General features: G+C 68.4%; 24 protein-coding genes and 1 pseudogene. 2 read left to right on the plus strand and 23 right to left on the minus strand.

Going from position 1 to position 24,507, the window contains the following annotated elements:
- Window positions 1–7: 7 nt before the first annotated feature.
- From ACO1BU_RS24010 to ACO1BU_RS24055, 10 genes and pseudogenes are all read right to left on the minus strand, one after another.
- On the minus strand, window positions 8–1,144 hold the full coding sequence (locus ACO1BU_RS24010) for an acyl-CoA dehydrogenase family protein (protein WP_424138500.1): 1,137 nt from the start codon (window positions 1,142–1,144) through the stop codon (window positions 8–10).
- A 1-nt stretch (window position 1,145) separates the two neighbouring features.
- Window positions 1,146–1,925 (minus strand): enoyl-CoA hydratase/isomerase family protein, encoded by a 780-nt coding sequence (locus ACO1BU_RS24015; protein ID WP_424138501.1) that lies wholly within the window; start codon window positions 1,923–1,925, stop codon window positions 1,146–1,148.
- Between the two features lie 335 nt (window positions 1,926–2,260).
- Window positions 2,261–3,616, minus strand: a complete 1,356-nt coding sequence (locus ACO1BU_RS24020) for an LLM class flavin-dependent oxidoreductase (protein WP_424138502.1) — start codon at window positions 3,614–3,616, stop codon at window positions 2,261–2,263.
- A 25-nt stretch (window positions 3,617–3,641) separates the two neighbouring features.
- A complete protein-coding gene (locus ACO1BU_RS24025) occupies window positions 3,642–4,751 on the minus strand; it encodes an LLM class flavin-dependent oxidoreductase (RefSeq protein WP_424138503.1) in 1,110 nt (369 codons plus the stop codon).
- A 38-nt stretch (window positions 4,752–4,789) separates the two neighbouring features.
- The gene (locus ACO1BU_RS24030; protein ID WP_424138504.1) at window positions 4,790–6,538 is read right to left on the minus strand and encodes a thiamine pyrophosphate-requiring protein; all 1,749 of its coding nucleotides are present in this window, start codon (window positions 6,536–6,538) and stop codon (window positions 4,790–4,792) included.
- A 161-nt stretch (window positions 6,539–6,699) separates the two neighbouring features.
- Window positions 6,700–6,888, minus strand: a complete 189-nt coding sequence (locus tag ACO1BU_RS24035; protein ID WP_424138505.1) for a hypothetical protein — start codon at window positions 6,886–6,888, stop codon at window positions 6,700–6,702.
- Between the two features lie 51 nt (window positions 6,889–6,939).
- Window positions 6,940–7,650, minus strand: a pseudogene (locus tag ACO1BU_RS24040) (IS6 family transposase).
- A 190-nt stretch (window positions 7,651–7,840) separates the two neighbouring features.
- Complete coding sequence (locus ACO1BU_RS24045) at window positions 7,841–8,050, minus strand: hypothetical protein (protein ID WP_424138506.1); 210 nt, start codon at window positions 8,048–8,050, stop codon at window positions 7,841–7,843.
- Window positions 8,051–8,121: 71 nt separating this feature from the next.
- On the minus strand, window positions 8,122–11,502 hold the full coding sequence (locus tag ACO1BU_RS24050; RefSeq protein WP_424138507.1) for an error-prone DNA polymerase: 3,381 nt from the start codon (window positions 11,500–11,502) through the stop codon (window positions 8,122–8,124).
- The gene (locus ACO1BU_RS24055) at window positions 11,502–11,723 is read right to left on the minus strand and encodes a hypothetical protein (RefSeq protein WP_424138508.1); all 222 of its coding nucleotides are present in this window, start codon (window positions 11,721–11,723) and stop codon (window positions 11,502–11,504) included. Before ACO1BU_RS24055 ends, ACO1BU_RS24050 begins: the two co-directional genes overlap by 1 nt.
- 265 nt (window positions 11,724–11,988) lie before the next feature.
- Here ACO1BU_RS24055 and ACO1BU_RS24060 point away from each other — a divergent pair, with 265 nt between their 5' ends.
- Window positions 11,989–12,366, plus strand: a complete 378-nt coding sequence (locus tag ACO1BU_RS24060) for a hypothetical protein (protein WP_424138509.1) — start codon at window positions 11,989–11,991, stop codon at window positions 12,364–12,366.
- A 233-nt stretch (window positions 12,367–12,599) separates the two neighbouring features.
- On the opposite strand, the gene ACO1BU_RS24065 is transcribed toward ACO1BU_RS24060, so the two are convergent.
- From ACO1BU_RS24065 to ACO1BU_RS24105, 9 genes are all read right to left on the minus strand, one after another.
- Entirely contained in the window at window positions 12,600–13,574 is a 975-nt protein-coding gene (locus ACO1BU_RS24065) for a Bug family tripartite tricarboxylate transporter substrate binding protein (RefSeq protein ID WP_424138510.1), read from the minus strand.
- 88 nt (window positions 13,575–13,662) lie between these two features.
- Complete coding sequence (locus ACO1BU_RS24070; RefSeq protein WP_424138511.1) at window positions 13,663–14,589, minus strand: ketopantoate reductase family protein; 927 nt, start codon at window positions 14,587–14,589, stop codon at window positions 13,663–13,665.
- An 11-nt stretch (window positions 14,590–14,600) separates the two neighbouring features.
- Window positions 14,601–15,671 (minus strand): isocitrate/isopropylmalate dehydrogenase family protein, encoded by a 1,071-nt coding sequence (locus ACO1BU_RS24075; protein WP_424138512.1) that lies wholly within the window; start codon window positions 15,669–15,671, stop codon window positions 14,601–14,603.
- Window positions 15,672–15,757: 86 nt separating this feature from the next.
- On the minus strand, window positions 15,758–16,510 hold the full coding sequence (locus tag ACO1BU_RS24080) for a GntR family transcriptional regulator (protein ID WP_424138513.1): 753 nt from the start codon (window positions 16,508–16,510) through the stop codon (window positions 15,758–15,760).
- Between the two features lie 160 nt (window positions 16,511–16,670).
- Window positions 16,671–16,841: a nucleotide-binding protein gene (locus ACO1BU_RS24085; RefSeq protein WP_424138523.1), complete on the minus strand. Its 171-nt coding sequence runs from the start codon at window positions 16,839–16,841 to the stop codon at window positions 16,671–16,673.
- Between the two features lie 135 nt (window positions 16,842–16,976).
- On the minus strand, window positions 16,977–17,885 hold the full coding sequence (locus ACO1BU_RS24090) for a DNA-primase RepB domain-containing protein (RefSeq protein WP_424138514.1): 909 nt from the start codon (window positions 17,883–17,885) through the stop codon (window positions 16,977–16,979).
- A complete protein-coding gene (locus ACO1BU_RS24095) occupies window positions 17,885–18,481 on the minus strand; it encodes a hypothetical protein (RefSeq protein WP_424138515.1) in 597 nt (198 codons plus the stop codon). Before ACO1BU_RS24095 ends, ACO1BU_RS24090 begins: the two co-directional genes overlap by 1 nt.
- Before the next feature lie 102 nt (window positions 18,482–18,583).
- Window positions 18,584–20,281 (minus strand): AAA family ATPase, encoded by a 1,698-nt coding sequence (locus ACO1BU_RS24100; protein ID WP_424138516.1) that lies wholly within the window; start codon window positions 20,279–20,281, stop codon window positions 18,584–18,586.
- On the minus strand, window positions 20,278–20,859 hold the full coding sequence (locus tag ACO1BU_RS24105) for a hypothetical protein (RefSeq protein WP_424138517.1): 582 nt from the start codon (window positions 20,857–20,859) through the stop codon (window positions 20,278–20,280). The genes ACO1BU_RS24100 and ACO1BU_RS24105 overlap by 4 nt, the downstream gene beginning before the upstream one ends.
- Window positions 20,860–21,215: 356 nt before the next feature.
- Here ACO1BU_RS24105 and ACO1BU_RS24110 point away from each other — a divergent pair, with 356 nt between their 5' ends.
- A complete protein-coding gene (locus ACO1BU_RS24110; protein ID WP_424138518.1) occupies window positions 21,216–21,770 on the plus strand; it encodes a hypothetical protein in 555 nt (184 codons plus the stop codon).
- A 10-nt stretch (window positions 21,771–21,780) separates the two neighbouring features.
- On the opposite strand, the gene ACO1BU_RS24115 is transcribed toward ACO1BU_RS24110, so the two are convergent.
- From ACO1BU_RS24115 to ACO1BU_RS24130, 4 genes are all read right to left on the minus strand, one after another.
- The gene (locus ACO1BU_RS24115) at window positions 21,781–21,990 is read right to left on the minus strand and encodes a hypothetical protein (RefSeq protein WP_424138519.1); all 210 of its coding nucleotides are present in this window, start codon (window positions 21,988–21,990) and stop codon (window positions 21,781–21,783) included.
- Window positions 21,965–22,600, minus strand: a complete 636-nt coding sequence (locus ACO1BU_RS24120) for a hypothetical protein (RefSeq protein ID WP_424138520.1) — start codon at window positions 22,598–22,600, stop codon at window positions 21,965–21,967. Before ACO1BU_RS24120 ends, ACO1BU_RS24115 begins: the two co-directional genes overlap by 26 nt.
- Before the next feature lie 28 nt (window positions 22,601–22,628).
- A complete protein-coding gene (locus tag ACO1BU_RS24125; protein WP_424138521.1) occupies window positions 22,629–23,525 on the minus strand; it encodes a hypothetical protein in 897 nt (298 codons plus the stop codon).
- A 128-nt stretch (window positions 23,526–23,653) separates the two neighbouring features.
- Entirely contained in the window at window positions 23,654–24,208 is a 555-nt protein-coding gene (locus ACO1BU_RS24130) for a hypothetical protein (RefSeq protein WP_424138522.1), read from the minus strand.
- Between the last annotated feature and the right edge of the window lie 299 nt (window positions 24,209–24,507).

Consider the following 24,507-nt stretch of genomic DNA (forward strand, 5'->3'; position numbering starts at 1 on the left):
GGCTCTCCTAGAGGAAGGCGGACATGCCGAGCGTCTCGCGCCCGACGATCAGGCGGTTGATGCCGCCCGTCCCATCGATGGCGGAGAGCATGGCAGCGTCACGCCAGCAGCGCTCCACCTCGGCCTCCTCGGCTGTGCCCTGCGCCCCCATGCTTTCCATCGCGGCTTGCGCCACGGCCTGCGCCGCATCCACCGCATAGGCCTTGGCCATGGACACGTCGCGCGGTGCCCGCCGCCCGCTGTCCAGCATCGCCAGCGCGTTGAAGCAGAGCAGCCGCGCCGCCTGCAGCCGCGTCGCGGCCTCCGCCAGAGCAAGCTGGATGGCCTGAAATTTCCCAATCGGGCGCCCGAAGGCCGTGCGTGACCTGGCATAGGCAACCGCCTTGTCCAGCGCATGGCCCGCAATGCCCACGGCTTGGACGCCGATGAAGGCGCGCGACGCCTCGATCCCCCGGTGGAACTGTTCCCCGCCAACGCCCGCCTGTCCCAGCAGGTTCGCGCGCGGCACCCGCGCATCCTCGAAGCTGATCTCCGCCAGCGAGATGGACTTCAGCCCGACCGTCTGGATGTCCCGGCTTTCCCAGGGCGTCGCCGCGCGCTCCACTACCAACCGGCTCAGCCCGCCACCCGCGGGATCGACCACCATCAGCGTGATCAGATCGGCGATCCCGCCCAGCTTCAGCCAGCGCTTGCGCCCGTTGACCACGTAATGGTCCCCGTCCAGCACCGCCGTCGTCGTGAAGCCGCGCATGTCGGACCCGGCCTGCGGCTCGGTGATGGCGGCGGTCGAGACCCAATCGCCGGAGAAAAGCTTTGGCATCCAGCGCCGCTTCTGCTCCTCGGTGCCGAGATAGTTGATCGTGCGCGGCGGCACGACCTCGCCGAACAGCACCGGCCCGCGCGCCACCGCCTCCAGCAGCATGCCGTACTGCACATAGCTGAGCCCGGCGCCGCCCAGATCCCGGGGGATGGTGCTGCCCAGATAGCCCAGCGGCTGCAGCGCCCGCAGGCCCTGCCGATAGGCCTCGGCGCTCAGCTTCCCCCCGGGCGGAACCGCGGCGGCCAGTGGCACGATCACGCGCTGCACGACCTCGGCCACCGCCTCCTGCAGCTCGCGGGTCGCGGGCGTATCGAAGACGGTCATCTCAGCGGCCCGGGAACACGGGCGCACGCTTCTCGCGCGATGCCGCCAGCCCCTCCCGCTGGTCCTCCGACTTCCCGCCGATCTCGCTCCAATGCGTCTCCAACGCCTGCGCCGCGGCGGGGGAGAGCACGTATTGCGCGCGCACCGTCTCCTTGATCGAGCGGAAGACGACCGGGGACCCGCCCGACACCCGTTTCGCCGTCCGCGCCACTTCGGCGTCGAAATTCTCCTCGGGTATCACGCGGGTGACGAGTCCCATCTCGCGCGCGCCCTCCGCATCCAGGTCCTCGCCCAGGATCAGCATGTCCAGCGCGCGGTTGCGCCCGATGAAGTGCGCGAGCCGCGTCAGGCTCATCCCCCAGCTCGGCACCACGCCGATATAGGCATCGGCCGTGCGGAACTTCGCCGTCGTGGAAGCCAGCCGCACGTCGCAGGCCATGCCGATCGCGAAGCCCCCGCCGATGCACCAGCCCCGGATCGCCGCGATCACCGGCTTGGGGAAGGTCTCCAGCCGGTCGACCACCGAACGCCCGAGTTCCCGGAAGCGCGGCCCCGATCCCGGCCCGCTGCCCGACGCCTTCAGGTCCGCGCCGGCGCAGAACGCCTTGGTCCCCGATCCCGTCAGCACGACGCAGCGCGTCTCGTCGCGCCCCTCCAGCGCCTCGAGCGCGGCCAGCACGTCCCGCATCAGCCCCTCGCTCACTGCATTCACCGGCGGGCGGGACAGGGTGATGGTGGAAACGCCCGCCTCGTGGCTCAGCTGAATGGCCTCGTACTGCATTGCGCCGCAATTCCCCCGAGAGATATCGAGCGTGCCCCGCATCGGGCCAAAGCTAGGTCGCGAAATTATTCCGGAAAGCGTTCAGCAAGGGCCATGCCAGCACCAGGCTGTCACCAGGACCGGCATTTGCGTGGCCGTAGCCACATATTGCACTCTCTTGCGCCACTTCCTGCCCGTTTTACGTTCAGCACGATCCCAGCAGAAAGGCCGAGGAAAGCATTCCCCGGCCTTCGGCACGTCCAAATTCTCGATCTGCGTCGCCGCTACGGAGCACCAGCGAAACCGGCCGCTCGGTCCAGAGGAGGCAAGCATTCCTCCTCTCGCCTGCCTCATTCTCAGGCCGCCGCAGCCGCACGGGCCAGCATGCGCTGGAACTGACCCGCGGACGGCCGCCCGATGCCCAGATGCTCCCGCAGCGTCGTCCCGCTGTAATCCTGGCGGAAGATCCCGCGCCGCTGTAGCAGCGGAACCACCTGCTCGACGAAGACCTGCAGCTGGTCCGGAAAATAGGGCGGCATGACGTTGAACCCGTCGCATCCGCCCTCGTCGAGCCAACGCTGCATCAAATCCGCCAGCTGCTCCGGCGTGCCCACGAAGTTCTGATGCGACCGGGACCGGGCGATGAAGCGCGCGGCCCCATCGATGGTCAGCCCCCGGCGCTCCGCCTCGGAAAGCAGCGTGTCCGCATTCGCCGTCGGCTTCTTCGCACTGCGGATCAGCTCCACGGGAAGCCTTTCACTGGGATCATAGTCATAGAGCGGAAAATTCAGATTCTCACTCAGCATCCAGATCCCGACCTCGGGATGCACGAGGTCGCCGATCTCCTCCTCCAGCCGCAGCGCCTCAGCCTCGGTCGAGCCGAGCAGAGGCGACAGACCGGGCATGATCACCACTTCATCCGCGCGCCGCCCGTATTTCGCCATTCGCGCATGGGTGGAGGAGCGGAACTCCTTCGCCTCGCTCAGCCTCGTCTGCGCTGTGAAGATCGCCTCCGCCACCATGGCGGCGAACTCGCGCCCGGGTGGCGACCCGCCCGCCTGTACCAGCACCGGCCAGCCCTGGGGCGGACGCGGCTGCCGCAGCGGACCGCGCACGCTGAAGCTGTCGCTCCGATGTTCCACCGGGCGAATCAGCGCGGGATCGAGGAATCGCCCGGAAGCCCGGTCCTGCAGGACCGCTGCATCGTCCCAGCTGTCCCAGAGCGCCGTGCAGGCATCGATGAACTCGCGCCCGCGCACATAGCGGTCCGCCTTCTCCATCGCCTTGCTGCGGCTGAAGTTCAGCGCAGCCTTGTCCTCCCAGGTGGTCACCACGTTCCACCCGGCCCGCCCGCCACTCAGATGATCCAGCGTCCCGAATTTCGAGGCGACGGCATAGGGCTCGTGATAGGTGGTGGAGAGGGTGGCGACGAGCCCGATCCGCTCCGTCACGGCCGAGAGGGTCGAGATCAGCGAGACCGGATCCGGATTGGAGGTTGCCTGCCGCCCGAAGAAGCGTCCGTCCTTCTCCCGCGTGAACAGCGTGTCGCCGACGAAGAAGAGATCGAACTTCCCCCTCTCCGCCCACTGGATCTGGGTGCGGTAATAGTCCAGCGAGGTCAGCCCCGCCGCCTGGACACTCGGATGCCGCCAGCCCGCGATGTGGTGCCCGCCGGGATAGATGAACAGCCCGAGATGAAGCTGCCTCGTCATCGTCCTCTCCCCTTTTCCGATCGCCTCAGGCCGCGCCCTGCAGGGCGAAGATGCTGGCCGGCCGCGGCAGCCCGAGATGCTCGCGCAGCGTGCACCCCGCATAGGTCTCGCGGAACAGCCCGCGCTCCCGCAGTAGTGGAAGCACCGCGCGCACCAGCGCCTCCGCATCGTCCGGAAGCACGGCCGGCAGGATGTTGAAGCCGTCGCACCCCGTCTCGTCCTGCCATGCGGCCAGCCGGCCGGCGAAGTCCGCCGGCGTGCCGGCGAAGCGCGCGCCGGCACCGGGCGCGGCCATGCCGTCCAGCGCCGCCTCTCTCTCCCGCGCCGCCTCCAGCGTTTCCGCCAAAAGCGGGGAGATGTTCAGCAGGATCTTCAGCGCGCCCGCCGGGCGGCCCTGTGCCGCCGCTATCGCGCGCAGCGCCGGAATTAGCGCCGCCTCATCCGCCAGGAAGAGATCGGCCTTCTCCGCCGCCAGCCGGAGCCCCTCCGCAGAGGCATCGCGCATCACCACCACCGGATGGCCCTGGATCGGGCGCACCGCGGTCAGCGGCCCGCGCACCGTGAAATGCGCCCCCACATGGTGGATCGGATGGATCCGGCTGGAATCGGCGAAGAGCCCTGCGGCCTTGTCGGCCACCACCGCGCCGTCCTCCCAGCTGTCCCACAGCTTCCCGGCGACCGTCAGATACTCCGCACAGCGCTCGTAATGCGCCACGCGCCCCAGCGCGCCGTCATGCGCGAAATCCGCCTCTTGCTGATCCACCCCCTCCAGATCGACCACCAGGGCAGTGCGGCCTGCCGAGAGATTGTCCAGCACCGCCAGGGCGCGTGCGGTGTGGAAGGGCTGCGTATGCGCCATGTAGACGGTGCCACCCAGCCCGATTCGCTCGCTGCACGGCACCAGCGTCGCGATCAGTGGCAGCGTGTCGATCTGAAGCCCGTCGCTGCGCCCCTCGAGTAGCACCCCGGGCCCCACCGGCGGGGGCAGGAACAGCACGGCATCCAGCCCGCCCTCCTCCGCGCGCCGCAGCAGCGCCTCGTAACGCGGCACGCCGGTCGGCGTCCGCTCCAGGCCGGACACGCGCCAGGCCGCGGGATGGTGCCCATGGCCATGGACGGAAAGGGTGATGTGCATCGGGTTTTCCTTCTCGGACCGGCCGCCGCGTCGCAGGCTCACTCGCACAGCACGTTCAGCAGCGCCTGGCGCCGCTCCGTGCGGATCACTTGGATGGCCCGCTCCAGCGCCGCCGGCAGATCCTCGGCGCGCTCCACGCGCTCGCCATGCCCACCGCTCGCCTGCACCAGCATCTCATAGGCCGGCGCCGGGGAGAGCGAGACGAAGGGTAGCGTGTTCGCGCGCGCCGCATACCCATCCGGATACATGGCGGCGGTCGCGCGCCGCACCGCACCCCATTCCAGGTTGTTGAAGACCACCGTCAACACGGGCAGCTCATAGGCCTGCGCGATCTGATGGCAGGCCGTGGGATTGGCGAACATGTAGGCTCCGTCGCCCAGCGTCGCGACGACCAGCCGCCCGCGATCCACGAGCTGCGCGCCAAGCGCCGCCGGCAATCCCCAGCCCAGCCCGCTGGCGGAGCTGCTGCCGAAGAACTGCCCGGGCCGCGTCAGCCCCGCGGCCTCCGGCATGAACGGATATTCGTTGACGATGATCGCGTCGGCATCGATCGCCTCAGCGATACAGCGGCTGATCCAGGCCCGGCCCATCGGGGCCGCATCGCGCGCCTGCCGCACTCGCGCTTCCACCACCTCGCGGATCGCCGCGCAGCGCGCCACGATACGCGCGCGCCGCGCCGCCACCGCATCCTCCTGCCCCGCCAGCCGCTCCGCCAGCTCCGCATCCAGCGCGCGGATCGCTGCCAGCGGTTCTGCCATGATGCTAATGTCGGAGGCGAAGCCGCGGATTGGGTAGCGCGCAAAGAGCGGATCCGGCCCGACCTGGATCACCGTGCAATCCGGGGAAGGCCCGCCATCCGGCAGCCAGGGCACGTCACTGTCCAGCACCAGGATCACGTCCGCCTCGCCGATCCAGGGCACCAGCTCATGACCCGCATGCATCGGATGTCCCGCCGGGAGGTTCAGGTAGCGCGGCCGGTACTCCACCACGGGCAGCCCATATCGCACCGCGAAGTCGCCCAGCACCGGCACCGCGGCGGGATCGCCTCCCAGCCGCGTGGCGATCACCAGCGGGCGCCGCGCCCGGGCCAGCAGCTCTGCCGCGGCCCCGATCTGTCCTGCATTCGGCCCGGGCGGAGCAGAAGCGGTGATCCGCGGCGCGTCCGTCACGCCCTCCTCCGGCACCTCCTCCGCCAGCACCTCGCGTGGCAGCGCCAGATAAACCGGCCCGCGCGGCGTGCTAGTGGCGATCGCCAGCGCCCGGTCCACCACCGTGCCGAGTTGCCGCGCATCCCGCAACTCGTAGTCCCAGCGCACCACCTCCCGGACGATGCCGGCTTGGTCGAACATCTCCTGCGCCCAATGTATCGGCATGGAACGTGCCCCCGGCGCTCCCTTTTCCAGGATCGGGGTGCGCCCGGCGGCGAGGAGCATCGGCACTCCTTCGCGGGAGGCGTTCATCAGCCCCGCCAACGCGTTGGCCGTGCCTACATTCACGTGCACCATCACGGCCTGAGGGCGCCCGGTGAGCATCGTGTATCCATGCGCCATCCCCACAGCTGCATTTTCATGCGGGGCGAGGATTGGTGTCGGCAGGGCGGCGCCTTCTCCCCCTGCCCGCGCAAAAGCCTCGATGATCGAGGGAAAGTCGGTCCCCGCATTGCCGAACAGGTAATCGACTCCGCGCGCCTTAAGCAGCTGCAGCCAAGCATCAGCGACGGAAACAGCTGGAACGGCTGGCATGTGCCGTTCGATGCCGTCGAAAGCTCCGACCTCAAGATCCGGCATCACTAGCCCTTTCTGGGAAGGATAGCGCAACTGATTGTCAAGTATACGCGACGTCCACGAGGCAACTTTCATGCCATACTCGGTACGAGCACATGGCGGCTGTGCTGACTGCGTTGCATGGACCGCCTTGCAGGCGCATTAGACCCTGGGCTGGTCCGCATTCACGTGATGCGGACATACTCCGGTCGCCCGAGTTCGAGCATGCGGTTGAGTGCGCGGACGGCGATGGCCATTTCAGTTGCGCTGCGCCCGTCGGTACACGAGTGTAGTCCACCGCCGATTACCCGCTTGAAGCGCGCGATTTCCGCCTCGACCAGGGCACGCCAGTTATAGCCCGAGGGCATTGGCAAGTTGTTTGACGAGAAGGCGAGTTCGGCCGCGTAATCGAGGGTGCGGCAGGATCAGGGGGCGGCTTGGGCGCAGGTTTCCTGTCGCCGGATCCGAAAGGCCTTGATCCGGGCGCGTTGGTACTCGCCAGCTGTCATCAGGTGGCGGCGCGGACGGAAATGACCGTCGATCAAGCTGTGTGCAGAGAGGAAACGCTGGGCCTGCCCGGCCGACTTGCACCGCTGCATTTGCCGCTCTCGTCGCCGGGTAGGCCGATGCGAGTTCTCCGCCCGGTTGTTCAGGTACCGGCTGTTCCGATGCCGCACCTCGGGCAGGAGTTCGCGCCTCGCCACGCCGTAGCTCCTCGGCCCTTCCGTGACCAGCCGACGCGGCCTTTACTTGAGCCCAGCAAGCAGGCGCTTGAGGAACCGCTTGGCTGCACATCCGTTCCGCCTATCCTGAACCAGGACATCCAGCACCACGCCGTGCTGGTCCACCGCGCGCCAAAGGTAATGCAGCGCGCCGTTGATGCGCAGGAACACCTCATCGAGGTGCCAGCTGTCGCCCGGCTTGGGCCGGCGCTGCCGCAGCCGGGTCGCGAACTCCGACCCGAATTTGCGGCACCAGTTCCGGATGCTCTCGCGCGTGACGGTGACGCCCCGCTCCGCCAGGATCAGCTCTACGTCTCTCAAGCTCAGGCTGAAGACATGATACAGCCAGACGGCCTGGCGGATGATCTCGGCCGGAATGCGATACCCAGGATAGGTGGCGGGGTCTGCCGTCATCCCCTCAGCTTGGCCCAGCTACTTCGGTCCGGCCAGAGACCATCAACTTGGCAATGCCAGCGCGGCGGGTGCAATTCGGGCGCGAAAGTCTCGCCGAAGCCCTTATGCAGCCGCACCGCCGTAACGTTGCCCCCAGCCTACGGAAGCGCGGCCTGCCGCATCCCCACCGGGGGCGGGGCGCCCCCCTGGGTCAGCGGTTTGCCGCTTTGTGGGTGCCGACGTTCTCGTGCCACTCGACCGGCATGCCGTCCCAGGAGGTGATCTGCTTCCCCGGCCACTTCTTGCGGACATAGACCTGGAAGCCGTCGGCGGTGGCCTCGACGTAGCCGGACTTGCCGTCCGTGAGCCGGAGGTGCTGGGCGAGCGCCTCGCCCTGGTTCTTCATGTAGTCGTCGCTCATGGTCCGCGCGGTCCTGATGCCCGGCCCAGTATAGCCGAGCTTCGTCATCGTCGGCGGCCACCTTCTGCTGATCACGGGGGCGGGACTCCCACCCTGGGGAAGGAGAAGCGGCTGTGGTGGTCTGGAGCGCTTGGGTAGAAGGACGGTTGGCGCCTGCTTCCGGGCTCAGGTCGCCGGACCTCATCGGCTCGCCCCAGAATGCGCTCGGCCCACTCGCCACCCCGGTCTGCCCGCGAGAGGCTATCGAGAAGGTCGGAGCGGTCCTCCAGCCTGCCGACGATCAGGTGGTTCACCGGCACCTCGACGTGCTCCTCAAGCCGTTCAACCCGCCCCTCCGCCACGACGAGGCGAGCGCCGACCAGCGCCTGCCGGTTCGCCTCGGCCACCTTGGCAAAGATGACGAGGTTACCGACGCCATGCTCGTCCTCCACGGTCATGAAGATGACGCCTTTGGAACTGCCCGGGCGCTGGCGCATCAGCACGATGCCGGGCAGCCGAATCCTTGCGCCGTGGCGCAGGGTGGCCAGCTTCCGGGTGTCATCCAGGTCCAGCCGGTCCAGCACGGGCCGCAGCAGCGCCATCGGGTGCCGTCCCAAGGTCAGACCGGTCGAGCGGTAATCCTCGACGACATGCTCGCCCTCGCCCTGATGCGGCAGCACCGCCTCAGGCTCCGCCATCAGGGGCGTCTCCGCCATGGCGGCCTCCGCCGAGTCCCGCGCCACGGCGAAGAGCGGCAGGTTCTGCGGCCCGGACGCGGCCACCCCGGCGTCCCATGTGGCCCGCCTCCGGGTGATGCCGGTCGAGCGGAAGGCGTTGGCCGCCGCCAACGCCTCCAGGGTGCGGCGCCCGATCTGCGCCCGCATTGCGGCATCCTCGACGCTCGCGAAGGGGGCCCCGTTCCTGGACCGGCGAGCCTTGAGCAGGAGCTTGGCCTCTTCCTCCTGGAGCCCGCTGACCAGCCGCAGCCCTAGCCGGATGGCAAGCCCTCCGCGGCTGGCGGCCTCGGGCTCCAGGCTGCTGTCCCAATCCGACAGGTTCACGTCCACCTCGTGCACGATGACGCCGTGCTCCCGCGCGTCCCGCACCAGTTGGGCAGGCGAGTAGAACCCCATCGGCTGCGAGTTCAGCAGCGCGCAGGTAAAGGCCGCCGGGTGGTGGCACTTCACCCAGGCACTCGAGTAGACGAGCTGCGCGAAAGACGCTGCGTGGCTCTCGGGGAAGCCGTAGGAGCCGAAGCCCTCGATCTGGGCGAAGACCTGCTCGGCGAACTCCTTCTGGTATCCGCGCCGGACCATGCCCGCGACAAGGCGCTTGCGGTAAGCCGCCACGCCGCCCGTGACCTTGAAGGTCGCCATGGCGCGGCGGAGCTGGTCGGCCTCGTCCGGCGTGAACCTGGCCGCGACGATGGCGATCCGCATGACCTGCTCCTGGAAGAGCGGCACGCCCAGAGTCTTGCCGAGAACCCGCTCCAACTCGTCCGGCGGCCCGTGCTCCAGGGAAGGGGAGGGAAAGGTGACCGGCTCCTTGCCCGCCTTCCGGCGCAGGTAGGGGTGCACCATGTCACCCGCGATGGGGCCCGGGCGGACGATCGCGACCTCGATCACGAGGTCGTAAAACTTCTCCGGCCGCAGCCGGGGCAGCATGTTCATCTGCGCCCGGCTCTCGACCTGGAAGACGCCCACGCTGTCGGCCCGGCGCAGCATGGCGTAGGTGTGCGGGCACTCGCGCGGCAGGGTGGCGAGGTCGTGGTCGGGGCCGCCGTGGCGGCGCAGCAGGTCAAAGCAGCGCCGGAGGCAGGAGAGCATCCCGAGCGCCAACACGTCGACCTTGAGGATGCCGAGGGCGTCGATGTCGTCCTTGTCCCACTCGAGAACGGTCCGACCGTCCATGGCGGCGTTGCCGACCACCGCTAGTTCGATCAGCGGCCCCCGGGTGATGACGAAGCCGCCGACATGGGTCGCGGTGTGGCGAGGGAAGTCCTGGATCTCCTGGGCAAGTTCCATGGTCATGGCGAGCCGCGGATCACGGAGGTCCAGCCCCTCGCTGGCGGCCAACTCGGCGAGATCTTTGTCGTGCCCCGGCCCCCAGCTCGCCTTGGCGAGGCGGCTGGTGATGTCCTCGGACAAGCCCATGGCCTTGCCGACCTCGCGGATGGCCGACCGGCCGCGGTAGCGGATCACCGTGCCGCAGATGGCCGCCCGCTCCCGGCCATAGCGCTCGTAGATATGCTGAATGACCTCTTCGCGTCGCTCGTGCTCGAAGTCTAGATCGATGTCGGGCGGCTCACCGCGGGAGGCGGAAACGAAGCGCTCGAAGAGGAGGTCGTGCTTGCCGGGATCCACGGCCGTGACACCGAGGACGTAGCAGACGGCCGAGTTGGCGGCCGATCCCCGGCCCTGGCAGAGGATGCCTCGCTCGCGCGCGAACCGGACTATCTCGTGGACGGTCAGGAAGTAGGGGGCGTATCCGAGCTGGTCGATGAGCCGAAGCTCATGCTCCACGCGGCCTGAGATTTCCTCGGGCACGATGGTCCAGCGCTCCGCCAGCGCTTGGTCGACCCGCGCCCGAAGGGTCTCCATGGCCGTTCGGCCGGGCTCCAGCACCTCGTCCGGATACTCGTAGCGAAGCTGGTCGAGGTTGAAGCCGCGGGCGGCGTCAAGGACTCGCAGAGTGTTGGCAATGGCATCCGGGTGACGGCGGAAGCGGCCGCTGACCTCATCGAGGGGCTTGGGTCGGCGCTCCGCGTTCGGCTCGGCGTCGAAGCCGATCTCATCCACGGTTCTGCCCGTGCGGATGGCGGTGAGAACGTCGGCGAGCCGACGGCGCCCGGCCACGTGGTAGCGGACGTCGCCGGTGGCGAGCAGCCAACCACCGGCATCGTGGGCGATGTCTGCGAGCAGGTCGAGGCGCCGCCTGTCATCGCTCCTGAGAGTGCATGAGCCCGCCACCATGAGCGGGAGAGCCAGGCGGCGCAGGGCGTCGGCGTCACGCCGGACGCGCGCCGCGAAGCCCTTGTCAACATGTGGTGGGGGGACCACGGCCATGGCCCAGCCCTCAGCACTCTCGATCAAGGCGCCCCGGCCAAGCCGGACGTTATCCTTCCACGAGGTCAGCCGCACTCGGGACAGGAGCGCGGTCAGGCGCCCGTAAGAGGTCCGGCAGGTCGGCCAGACGAGGTACTCGGCCCCGTCCTCAAGGATGAGGCGGCAGCCCACCACGAAGGGGATGCCCGCCTCCTTTGCGGCCACATGTCCGCGGACGACTCCGGCCAGGGTGTTGCTGTCGCAGATGCCGATGCCCGCGTAGCCTAGGACCCCGGCGGTCGCGACCAGCTCGGACGGGTGGGACGCCCCGTCCAGAAAGCTGAAGTTGGACTTGGCACCGAGCTCCGCGAAGGCCTGCGGGGCGTCGGCATGCCAGTCCGGCGCGGACCGGCCGACCTGGGCAGGCATCAGGTGCTGTGGGGCGGACGGGGCGGCTTCTTGACCACCATCAGGTTGGCCCGCTCGAGTTGCGCCGCGAGCTGCTCGGCAAGCACGGCGGCCGCGACCTCCCAGGCGGCGCCGCGGCGTGGGCGGCCGCGCTCGTCGTGCCGAAGTGCGTAGGCGAGCACCTCGGCCACTTCGTCACCAGAGGCAGGAACCAGAGGCGGCGCCGAGGGCTCATCCGCCACGGCGTGTCTCCTGGCCAACAGGGAGGAGGCCCGGAAACTCGAGTTGCCGCTCATCGCACAGGGGCATGTCATCCTCATCGGCAGGCGCGGACGATCCAGCCGCCCGGGCCGGAGAGAACCGGGGTTCTGCTGGGACTCTAGCGGGGGATGAGGACGATTCGCGCATGCGCCGAAGCTGTCGGACGCACGCGAACGAATCAAGAACAATCAGCTGACTGATTCGATGTCGTTTCCAAGCTGGCCGTTGCCCGGTAAACTTAAATCCTTGAGCGGCTACCCACATTGCCTGGGTGGCTTCTTCTTCACGGGCGCGCTGGCTGGGGAAGAGGGTCACCGAGGGAGCACGACCATTCCCGACTCTGCCGCACTCGTGCGGGTGAACCGCGCTCCCGTCCTGACGCTGTGGGCGGCGATCGTTGCGGAGCGTCTCGGGCACCCGCCCGACACCGCGCTGAGCCTCGCGAGTTACGTTGCGGGGACGGGTGCACGCGTCAAGGCCCGGCGCCTCGGCATCGCCGAGGGCGGCGACGACGCACGGACGAAGGCTGAGGGGCTTGCGACGAGGAAGCGCGAGACGATCCGGCTGTTAGGGTGCGACGGCAAGCCGCAGTTCTCTGCCCCGGTCAGGGCCTATGTCGAGTAGGCGTTCGGGAAGCGCTTGGCCGAGGTGGAGGCCGCGATGTGCGAGCTGGCTGCCTCGATGGAGCCTGACGAACTCAACCGGGTGGGCTTCTTCATGCCTGCCTGATCAAGCGGTCGGTGCTCGGCCGTCTCGCCAAAATATCCATCACGGCCGGTGGACCGCCCGCTGCGAAGTCTTGCAAGCGATCCAGCGCTCCAGAGGGAGCGCAAGCAAACGCCTGCGCTCGGGCCTGTTCAGCCCTCCATCCGGATGTCCGCTTCGCGCACCAAGGTCCGAAAGCGCCCCATTTCATCGGCCACGAATCGAGCGAAATCAGCGCCGAACAGGTTCCCGGGCTCGGCACCCACGTCCTTCAAGGCGCTGGCCATGCGTGTTGAGGCAAGGGCCTGCCGCGTCTCCCGCTCCAGGTGTTCCCGGATTGCGGTCGGCGTCCCTGCAGGGGCGAAGAGGCCGAACCAGCTCGAGATTGCATAGCCGGGAAAGCCGGACTCCGCTACCGTAGGCAGATTGGGAAGGGCCGGATTGCGCATTGACGTGGTTACCGCCAGAGCCCGTATCTGGCCGTCGCGCACAGCCGGAAGCGATGCCCCGATGCCATCGAAGTTGATGTCGATCTGACCGGCCACGAGGTCTGCCATGGCCTGTCCGCTGCCGCGATAGGGAACGTGGACCAGCGGAATCCCGGCGGCCAGGCGGAACATCTCAGCCGCGAGGTGCTGCGCGCTGCCGACGCCGGAGGAGGCGTAGTTCAGGCCGCTGCGTGTCTGCTTTGCCAGAGCGACGAGCTCCGCCACGCTGCTCGCCTGCAGATCCTTGCGTACAAGTAGCAGGTGCGCTTGGCTGGCGGTGAGGGCAACGGGCATGAGATCCCGCTCTTGATTGTAACCCAGACGCGGGAAGAGAACCGGCGCCACCGCGTTCGAGTTCATGTGCCCGAAGAGGATCGTGTAGCCGTCCGGCTGCGAACGCGCGACTGCCTCGGCTGCCACGGTACCGGTCGCGCCCGCCCGGTTCTCCACGACAAAGGGTTGACCAAGCTGGCCCTGGAGCTGCTGAGCGAGAACGCGAGCGACGAGGTCCGTCGCGCCACCCGGCACATAGCCGACCAGGAAACGCACCGGACGGCTCGGCCATGGTTCCTGGGCTAGAGCGGGCTGGAGCAGGAAGGGAGCCGAGAGACCGGCAAGCAGGGAGCGACGCGGAACCATGAGACATTTCCTCTTCTCTCATTGACGCTAATCCGGCTCAGCTCTGAAGGCGGGTTGCTGCCGGATCGACGTTCGCAAGTCTGTGAACTCAGAGGGCGAAAGCTGCCTCCCTCGCTTTGAGGATGGACACGACCGTCTCGTTTACTGGCGTGGGAACACCGAACTTGGTGCCGAGACGAGGAATGGAGCCGTTGATCGCATCGATCTCCGCACGCCGCTTCTCCAGATGATCGAGAAGCATCGAAGGTCGTGCGTCAGGGATTTTGCCGCCCAGCTTCCGAACGTGCTCAATCGGGTCACCCACGTCGAGCCGGATGCCTGCTGCCCGAGCCACGGCAATCGCTTCTTCAGCGCAGCCCCTTGCAACCATCCAGGCATTGGGATCGGCCATCACCTGACCTATCGTCATACCGGTGACGCAGGTAGTACCGGAGAATGCGACGTTCATGATCAGCTTCTCCCAGACCATCTGGTCCAGGTCATCGAAGAGAGCGGCCGTGAATCCCGCCGACTCCCAGATCCTCGCCGACGCGACCAGCGATGGTCGCGGCAGTCCGGCGTAGGCCCCGAAGCGGATCATCTCCATCCCGTTGTGGTGGGCGTGCCCGGGGCCACGCATGGATGCCCCGAAGCCGCCTACCACGCCAACAGCCAGCCGGTCCTCACCAACAATGGGCGCGACGAGCTCCGCCGAGCCCAGACCATTCTGGATAGTCTGGACCACCGTGTCCGGGCCGAGCAGCGGCGGCACGCTCCGCGCGGCCTCCTCCACGTCGAACGCCTTGGTCGCGATGACCACAAGGTCGACCGGACCGATCCCCTCCGTCGTGGTGCTGCCACGGACTGCAGCTACACGGTCTCCGCTCGCTCCTTCGACCCGGAGACCGTTGCGCTCCATGGCTTCGGCGTGGTCCGGCCAGAGGGTGATGCCGAAGACCTCGTGTCCGGCATCGGCCATCAGACCCGCATAGACGGAGCCCATGGCCCCGCAACCGACGATCGCGACGCGCGACATCTCCGCTCTCCTTAGGCTGCCGCGGCTTCGCCGCGCAGTGAAATCGCGTCGACGATCGCCCGTGTAACATCCTCGGTGCTCGCCTGCCCTCCGAGATCGCGGGTTCGCGGCCCGTCCGCCAGCACCGCCTCCACTGCGGCCTGAATGAGCCCTGCCGCATCGGTGCAGCGATGATCAGTATGCCGTTCCGCCAGCCACTCCAGCATCATGACAACGGAGAGAATGGTGGCGACCGGATTGGCTACTCCCTGACCCGCAATATCCGGCGCACTGCCATGTGAGGGCTGAAAGACGCCGTGCGTGCGGCTTATGTCGGCCGAGGGCGCAAGACCGAGGCCGCCCACGATGCCCGCGGCAATCTCGGAAGTGATGTCCCCGAACTGGTTCTCGCTGACGACCACGTCGAAGCGGCCGGGGTCGGTGACGAACATCATGCAACCTGCATCAATGTAGAGGCGAGCCGAACCGATGTCCGGGTATCGCGACGCCACCTCGTCGAAGACACCGCGCATGAAGGCCATGCTGCGCAGGACGTTCGCCTTGTCGAGCAGCGTCACATGTCCACGCTTCCCCGCGGCCTTTCGTAGCCGGGCCTGCTCGAACGCGATCTCGAAAAGGCGTTCGGCACCTTTGCGCGTGATGGTCAGGCGGTCACTGGCCTCGTCCGGGTTGTTGTTCACCGGGTCGTGGCGGCCAGCGAACAGCCCTTCGGCGATCTCCCGAATCACGAGCATGTCGACCTCGCCTCGGGCGAGGACCGGGGGAACTCCCCGGAAGAGACGCACCGGCCGGAGGCTGGCGAACAGGTCATAATGCTCACGGATGTCGATCTGAGGCGCGAGCTCGGTGCCGTCCGGCTTACGTATGTTTGGTAGGCCTGCGGCGCCAAGCAAAATGGCGTCCGCCTCGCCGACGGCCTCCATCGTGGCGGCCGAGATGGCCTCGCCTGTGTCCCGATAGAGGCCTGCACCAATGGCGTGGAAGGTGGTGCCGAAGGATAGTCCAACCTGTGCCGCAGCGGCCTCAAACACCTTCAGCGCAGCGTCGACCACCTCGGGGCCGATGCCATCACCCGGCAGCACGGCAATCTCATAAGACGATTTGGGCATGGGCTTCCTCCAAGCCCGTTTAGAACAGCTGCAATTCTTGCATGCAACTTGAAAAGCAGTCAGGAATGCAAAAATTTCCGCGGCTGGGCCATGGCAGCCAGGATGGGGACAAGGGTTTCGATCCCTCTGGTCCGGTGGGCTTCCAACGCCGCGCGGGCGCCCCCCGGGTCACGCGCCAGGATTCTCTGAAGAATGAGGCGATGGTCGGCGTTCGACGCCTCGGGCCGCGGACGCAGCCGAATTGTCAAATTTCGTGCGCGCTGTGCTTGCTCCATGACGAACCTCGCCATTTGGGCAAGGTGAGGGTTCCCGCTCGTCTCAACGAGAAGATGGTGGAATTCCCCATCAGCGTCCGACCAAGCGGTCAGGTCGTCCTGCGTCAGAGCCGCCTCAGTAGCCTCACAGGCTGCGGCAATCCGAGCATCGATTCCGTCCGCGTCCCCTTCCGGGCGGCGCGCCAGCCGTGCGACGGCGGTGCCCTCCAGCGCCATGAGGGTTTCGTAGACATGGTGCAGTTCGTCGGGAACGATCGGCGCGATAACAAGTCCGCGGCGGGCAGAGAGATCAATCCAGCCCTCATGCTGGAGGCGCACGATCGCCATGTGCACCGGCGTCCGGCTCATACCCAGTTGGGTGGCGATCTGCTGCTCAGCCGCTTGGAGGCCAGGTGGAAGGCTTCCGTCGAGGATCGCGGCCTTGATCCGCCGATAAGCAATCTCCGCCAGCGGCTCACCGAGCGCATCTTTAGGTGTGGTGGTCATGTCTGCGGTGGGAGGCAGTCTTCGTGGGGGGCGAGCCATGCTCTCCTCCATACCAGATCTGACGGCGGGCCAACCGTCCGGCTTCATGGCCGAAGCGAACGACGTATTCTACCGCTAGCTCTGAGCGGGCCTGAGGGGACCAAGGGGGGAATGGCTTCTGCTGCCGCACAGACCGCCCCGACTGAGGCCCTGGCCGGGTTGGTGGAGCGGGTCACCCACCACAACGCCACCACCGGCTGAGCCCTCGCATGGGATCGAGATCTATGGCCGCAACCCGGCTGATGCCTCCTTTGAGGGCGGCAACCGCAAGATGCCGGGCGGTTACTGTTTTCCCCGCTCCCCCTCTCGACTCGCGGATACGATCACTTTCATGCAGCCCAATCCCCCAACTGGCCTAGGAGCCTTCCTGATTCCGCAGAAGTCCATTGAACCCCAATTGGGCAGATCTGGCAGCAAGTTTGCATGCCAGCACCATCGCCAACAGAAGGCCGGCTAAAGGTGCTCTGCTGAAGTAGGTTCAGCATGCTCCGTTGCGCGTAACACCTGCAGTCGCCACCAAGGTCCGCTCGACGTAGACCTGGGCGGAAGGGCCTATCTCCCGCGCTCGCTCACCAGACAGCAGCACCGCCCGGATATAGTCCTCTCCCGCCCCTCGGCCGCGGAGGCGCCGCGCGATGGCATAATCGAGCCGGGACCGATCAAGATGCCCGTCGAACAGCTCCCCACTGACCCGACGACGGCCCTCCTCCCACTCCTGCTCTGGCGTACAGGCCCTGAGGCCACGTCGGCGCCGCGAGAGCATGCCGCTTCCGGCTCCTGCGACGGGCAATCGGTCAACGTCTCTAGCCGCGAGTTCGGCGGCGCCCGCTTCAAGCAGCTCTCGTCCCTTCGGATCCATTTCCCCTGGGGCAGCGCGAAGCAGGACGAAAGGATGGCGCCCGTACCGATCAGCGTAGATGACTTTCCTTTGGGTCAGGCCGCACAGCCGGCCAGCTTGGCCAGCTGAGGCCGCCCCTGGATCCCCGCCGAAGCGCCGCGCTGCTATGCGGGCGACCGCGGAGGAGAGATCAGGCGAGATCGGCCCCTCGTCCTCTGGCAGCCGGAGCCAGGCCTGGTGGTTGTTGGGGCTGGTGATGACGACCGCCGCGGGCCGGTGGCCGGCCGCGTGGAGAGCGTCCAGGCCATCTTCATCGAGGTCGTCGATCAGCACGTAGGCCGGCGAGGCTGGACGGGCGTAGACGTGATGATCCCTGGCGTTCATCGACCGCAGCCAAGGGAGGAGGCGTAGGAGCCCCCCTCCCGAGACCCGCCGGCGGAGCGCGGGTCCATCCCCGTCGGCCGGAACGAGGCGGACATCGTAGGTGGCGGCGGGGAGCGCGGCCAGCCATCCCCTGACCGCCCTCTCCGTGCGAAACGCGGCCCGCATCACCGCCCCGGACCGGCCGGCCCGGAGCGCGCGGCTATCAGGGCGGCGCGCCAGCCGCCGGACGGGGAGGGGAGGGGATGCACGAAGATCCGGTCCTTAAGGTCCGCGAGCGCCTGCTCGCGCATCCGCTGTCCCGCGGGATGGTGATCGGAGATCGCGACGTTGATGCAGCACGCCCGGGCATTGATGGCGAGGCAGTCGATCTCCTCGAGTACCTCGGCGTTCCAGTGGCCGCCGAGACCGACGACCATCACCGTCTCTCCAAGACCTACGGGGTTGAGGGCTGCAGCGGCGAGGGCGGCCAGCGCGCCCTCGACCAGGATGATTTCGCAGCCCTTGGAGCGCGGGATCCGCGTGGCCACGAGCCCCTTCTGGGCGCTCCGGGTGTAGGTAACGGCCAAGCGGCCATTCCGCCCCTCCGCGTAGACCTCCCAGCCGAGGGGGTTCCAGGCACTGTCGATGTGACGGGCGATGACACTGTCGGGGGTGAGCCGGATGATGTGACCAAACGGCGTGGCGTCGGCCGGGCGAAGGCCCTGGCGGGCGGCGAAGGAGTTGGAGGGGAAGGTGGGAAAGCGGGGGTCGATGTAGCTCATGGTGATGCTCCTGGATGAGCACGCGCGCGGATGCGCTCCGGCACCGGGCGTCGTGCGGGGTGGATTGCGAAAAACCAGCGATCGGCCGGAGTCCGGCCCGGATCAGGCCCGGTTGGGGGAGGGCCGGACGAAGCCGATGGGGTGACGGCCCCCGGTCGCCCGGGCGGCCGACAGGACCTCCCGGGCGGCGGCGAGTGGGTCGGCGCCGGTGGCCTGTGCGCCGAGGGCGGCGCGCAGGGCCCGTGCGACCCGGCGGAGCGCCGTCCCCTCCTCCGCGAAGGCGGTACCGAGCGCCGCCCGGACCTCATCCGACAGGCCGGGCAGCCCGTCAGGGGCGATCCCGACCTCGGCGGCGATGTCCGCCATCATGCCGGTGAGCACGGTGTCGACGGCGGTGGCCGGCGGGGAAGGGACCTCGATCCGGTAGAGGCGGTCGAGGAGCGCGTCGCCCAGGGGCTCGGTGGCATTAGCGGTGAGGATCCAGTTCACCGCCGCCAGATCGCAGGGGACGGCGAGCAGCGGGTCGAGATAGCCCTGTGCCGTGCCGCGTTCGAGGAAGGCGAGGAGGATGGCGCGCGGGTCACCATTGTGGGTGCCTGTCGGCATGCGGTCGGCGTCGTCGACGAGGATGATGGGGTTGCGCACCCCGAGTGCCGCGATCGTCTCCACTGGTGCGGAGGCCTGCGGCGCTCGCCAGCCGCGGCCGTTCCCCGCCAATACTGTCACGATGCTGGCGTCCGGTCCGGCGATCCGCCGCAGGGGCAGGCCGCATGCGTCGGCGAGGACGCGCGAAAAACGGCTCTTCCCGGCCCCGGGAGGACCGTGAAGCAGCAGGGGCGGCAAGCGCGCCGCACCGCCTCCGAGGCGAGAAAGGGCGAGTTCCCGGGTCAGGGCGGTGATGGCGGGCCCGAACCACGGGAAGGCCCCCGTCAGTGCGTCGTGCACGACCTCTGGATCTGGCGTTGCGACGGCATCGATGCGCATCTGGAGCCGCTGCAGCCGCAGGAGCGCAGTTTGCTCGGCTGCCTCCGAGGAGGGAGGAGGCACGGAGAGGATGACCGGCGCCGCGAGGTGATCCGCGACATCGTCCGTGGAGCTCTCCTCCAGGTCCAGCGGTGTTCCATCCTCCTGCGCGGATGCGCGTCGGTGCGGCCCACCGGGGAGGTGACGGCCCCTTCGGGGAACGGGCGGCGCCGACACGGCGTCGTCCGTGATGTCGGGCGGCAGAGGACCGAGAGCCAGGTGACCGCCGCGCAGGAGTTCCAGGGCGGGCGACGGCAGCTCGGAGAGCATTGGCACCGTGGCTGTGCTGGCCGGAGCGGCATCCATGGGGAGGAAGTCTTCATGGACGAGAAGGGCGGCGAGGGCGGCGCGGCGCTCCGCAAAAAGTGGCAGGCTTGGTAGCAGCCCCACCGCCCGTGCCATGTCGACCGCGACAAGAACCCGATCGCCGTGAAGCGCGGGGTTGATCGGCCAGACCGTCAGGCCGACCCGGTTGGCGATCCGCCACAGCACCGCCGGATCCGCTCCGTCTGGGAGCACCGTAGCCACCGGGTGGCCGGCACGCGCGAGTGCATCGTGAACTTCTTGATCCGAGGCGAAAGCGACGAGGGGCTCCAGGCGGCCGAGGTCCTCAAGGTCCTGTGGGCGCACCTCGATGGGGTTGATGAGCTTCATCCCCTCGGTGGCGACCTGGACGAGAAGTATGTCCGGTGCGCCGGTCGTGTCCGCGAGGGAGGCCGGAGCGAAGGACCGGAGCCAGGTCGGGCCGATGAGAAGCGAGGCGAACTCCGGGATCATGCCCGCGCACTCCCTGAACCGCTCTGCAGCCCCGACGCCGCCACGCTGCCCCGCAGGGCCATGAGGGCGGCACGCAGCGCCTGACGCATCGCCGGTGAAAGGGGACGGCGCCCCGCCAGGCGGGCGGCGATCGCCTCCTTCTGGGCGCGGGGAAGCCGCTGCGCCGCCGCCCAGACGGCCTGCATCTGCCGTTCATGCTCTCTGGCGAGGAGGACATCCTCGGCGGACGGCACCCGCAGGGCTGCGGGGTACCCCGTGACGGCATCAAGGAGGGCAACGGTGTCGGCGCGCCGCAGCGGATCCACTCGCCGCGTGACGTTCCGCCGGCGGCCATGGCGGGCCCGGACGAGATCGCGGGCGAGGCGCTGGGCCGTCATGATGGCGACGCGGTCGAGCACGGCTCCACGCAGGACGGCCTTGGGGGTGAGAGGAAGGTCAGCCCGGGCGAGGGCCCGGAGGGCGGCGGCCGTGGCGACGTCGTCGAGATCTGCGTCGTTCTGACCCAGGATGCTGCGGCCAGTGGTGCGGGCGGCCGCGAAGACCGTGCGCCAGGCCAGGGCCAGGAGGGGTGGATCCACGGACCGGAGGTGAGCGACGGATATGGAGGTCGGCGACGCCGCGCCGCCTACGGCGGGGCCATGAATGATGGGAGATATTGGCTTCTGCACGGGGGGTCCTCTGGTGGACCACCCTCACCCTCAGCTCCGCATCGGCGGGGGCGTCGGGGTGGGGCGGCGACCAGCCGCGGCCCACCCGACGCCCCGCCAGGCGGGGCTTCCATTCACTCCTCTGGCCTTGCGGGCCTCTGTCCTGGATCTCTCTCCATGGCGGCCGGCCGCCATCCTCACCCTTCGGGCTCACGTTTCGCGGGGTCGTGTCGTCTTGCCTTCAGAAGGGTCCGTGCTTCGCGGATCCGGCAGCGGAGCGACCACTCATGCCCTCCATCATCACCAAGACCCCCATCTTTGACACCGATCACCTGGTCCTGACGGCCGAGGCCGCGAAGCGTCGCTTCGACCGCCTGAGGCTTGACCGCGTGGCGCTCCTGTTGCTGCAGGACGCTCCGCGCCCCGAGGACCGTGACCGGGAAGCTCTGGCGCGTGGGACGGCCACGCGGCGCAACGCGATCCGCATCTGGCAGCTCTCGGACGAGGCCGATCTCGGCCGCTTGCTCGCGATCAACGCGCATCCCGCTCCACCTCGCATGCTGAGGAATGCGGTAGCCATCGCCGCCGCCCGGATCGAGGCGGTGCTGCGGGTGGCGGGTGAACGGGTCGGGACCGTGGCGGCGGTCGGGGCTCCGCAGCGCGAGCCGTTGGCCCGGGTTCTGGGTCTGCCGCAGGTGCCGAACTGGAACGCGACCACCCGGCTAGGGGAGATGGAGGTGGCGACGATCTACCACCCCAGCCCCCGGTGCCGTGCCTATAATCCCGGCGGCCCCGGCGCCGCGGCCGTGCCTCTTCTGCGCCGCTGGCTGAAGGCGGCGTAGCGCGCCCGCGTCAGAGGGGCTCGTACCGCGCCGGGAGGGGCTGCAGGCCCTGCGCGGCTGCCCGCTTGCCGATGGAGGTGAGGAGCTGACGCTTGGCCTCCGTCCGGCGGTCGCCCGGGTTGCGCATCGCCTCGGTCGCCGCCGGCGTGTCGAGGCCGAGTTCGCGGGCCTTCGCCTCGGCCCGGCACCAGTTCTCACGGAGGCGGATCGTTCGGCACATCGTCGGGCTCCTCCTCGTTCGGGGCTGAAGGTATTGCGGGCGGGTGGAGCAGGAGGGCGGGATCGCCGCCCTCCTCCCGGGTCCGTCTTTCGAGGTAGGGCCAATCCACCTCCGGTGCCATGCGAAACATCGCGACCGCCTGCAACAGGCGGGACTGGTCGGTCGGCGAGGCGATCGCGTGCTGCGCGAGGCGATCGGCGATGAGGTCCTCTACCGCGGGCACGGTGATCGACAGCCCGTCCCGCAGGACGACCTCGACCGCCATCTCGGGAGCAGCGCGCCCGTCGAAAAGTGGGCCACGGACTTGCTGAAAGCCAAACAGGGGATGGTCCGGATGGTACCAACCCACCCGCAGTCGCCCGGGGCGATCCTCCGCGACGAAGCCCTGGTCCGCCATGCAGGCCGCCATGACCGCGCTGTCCCCGGCCACGAAGTCGAAGTCGCCAGAGAAGAACGCGCCACCGATATGGACGATGACGGCGCCGCCCCCCACGAGGATCGCCTCGCCGCCAGTCCGGGCCCTGTAGTCCCGGAAGGCGGCGGCGAGCACCTCGAGCGCCGCGGCGAAGGCGTCCAGTTCCGCCCCGGTCATCGGTCGCGCCTGGGCCATGGATACCTCCTCTCCCCTATCGTGCCCGTCACGGCTGCCGCGGTGAAGACGGTCCCGGATCACCCTCTTCGTCCGGGAGGATGCCAGCATCGCGGAACCGTTGACGCGTAGTCTCGACCGTCCGCAGCAGGCCCCTGGCCCGGTGGGCTCCACCCGGCGTCACGGCCGCGACCAGGGGGGGGTCTCCGCCGATCCAGATCTGAGGCTCGATCAGCCATCGACGGGCCATCTCGTCCCCGCCAAGCACGCGTCCGGCCTGGACCATAAGCTCGGCGATGCGGGAGCGGACGGGCGCGTCCTCGTCGCCGTCACCGTCCCACACCCATCTTTCCACCTCCGACCAGGTGCTGAATGCGATCGTTGGCGGGGACGTTGGGAAGGTGGGCGTGACCCCTCCACGCTCTACATCGCAGAGGCGACGTAACGCTCGCCGGAGCGAGAGTCCCAACGGTGTCAGGCGGGGCCGGCGACGGCTGCCCTCTGCCACGGCAACCGCGACCTCCGCGGTCAGGACCGCGTGCACGGCTCGAAGGTCGTCCAGACCGCCCGCGAGAAGCCGGTCGAGTGGCGGGCGCCGGTCCAACTGCGGGTGAGGGGTGGTCAGCCATTCGAGATCCTGGCTGGGGCGCGGGTCACGCCGTCGCAGCAGCCGTCGCAGCGCGACGAGGAGGCCGATGCGACGGAGAGAGTTGGGCGCCAGGACGGGCGCATGACTCCGGAACCATATCGGGATCATCGCGCCGTCCGGATCGCCGAGCAGTTTGTAGAGCTGAACATCGTCGAGAGCCCAGGTCCGTCCAACTCGCCAGACGAGGCGGAGCGCCTTTCGGAGCGCCTCCGCCGGAGGCGTCGCCGGAGAGAGGGGGGCGTCATTCGATAGAGTGTGAAGAACACCAGGAGCGGGGAGGGGGAGTGGATCTGACATAAGGAAGCTCGTTCCATCGCGGCGGCGGCGTGAGGCCGGGGCCGGCACGAAGGCCGGCCCACGGCTCACGCGCCGCGTGCCCCTCCTCTTCAGCTTCCCATGACGGGGTTCAGCCTGCTCGCGGCAGGTCAGTCCTTCACCAGCGCCGGCACGGTGTGAACCGCGATGGCGTGCGGCAGCGCATCCGCCGCCTGGGAATAGTCCGCTTCGTACCGGGCCATGGCAGCTTCCCAGTTGCGGCGCGAGAACGTCCGCGCACTGTGGAGGCCCTCGGCGTAGAGAACCCTGACCGTCCGGTAGAGCGAGGCCGGGAGCGAGACGAAGCGGATGGCGCGCAGGATGCCTCGTTCGTCGATCAACTCGATCATGAGCCGGCCAGCTCCCTCGGGTCCGGCTTCAGGCATCCTGCGGTTCGCGGGATGCTGGAGTGCCGGTGCGAAGGTAGCCTCTACGACGGTGCCAGGGAGGATCTGGAGCAACCAAGCCCAGCCACGGGAGGTGATCGGCAGAAGGCCAAGCCCGAGCTCTCCACCCTCGACCGCGTCGATCAGGGACGGCTCCGGACGGGGAACAATCAGGTAGAGGTGCCACATCATGTCGTCGTGCTCGGCGATAGCCCCGTCCTGGCCTGGACTGGGTTTGAGCAGCGGGTGAGGTTGGCCGACGGAGAGGATGTAAGTCATGTCTTGAGCTCCGGGTGCGAATTCCACGCGATGGTGGGCAGTGATTCCACGGCATCGTGGGCAGCGATTCCACGGGATGATGGGCACTGATTCCACGGGATCGTGGGCACCCTGTTGAGGGTTGCCCGGGGTGGATTGCCGACAGTCTGAGCCGGCTAAGGGACCTCGTTCTGAACGGGGTCTGCCTGATGCCTACCGAGAGATTGTCGATGCGACGGATCCGCGACGTACTGCGTTTGAAGTTCGAGGCTGGACTGAGCGACCGGACCCTTGCGGCCGCGGTTGGCATCAGCAAGGGG

Origin of the sequence: Roseomonas chloroacetimidivorans, assembly GCF_049629625.1 — a bacterium.
Lineage (GTDB): Bacteria > Pseudomonadota > Alphaproteobacteria > Acetobacterales > Acetobacteraceae > Roseomonas > Roseomonas chloroacetimidivorans.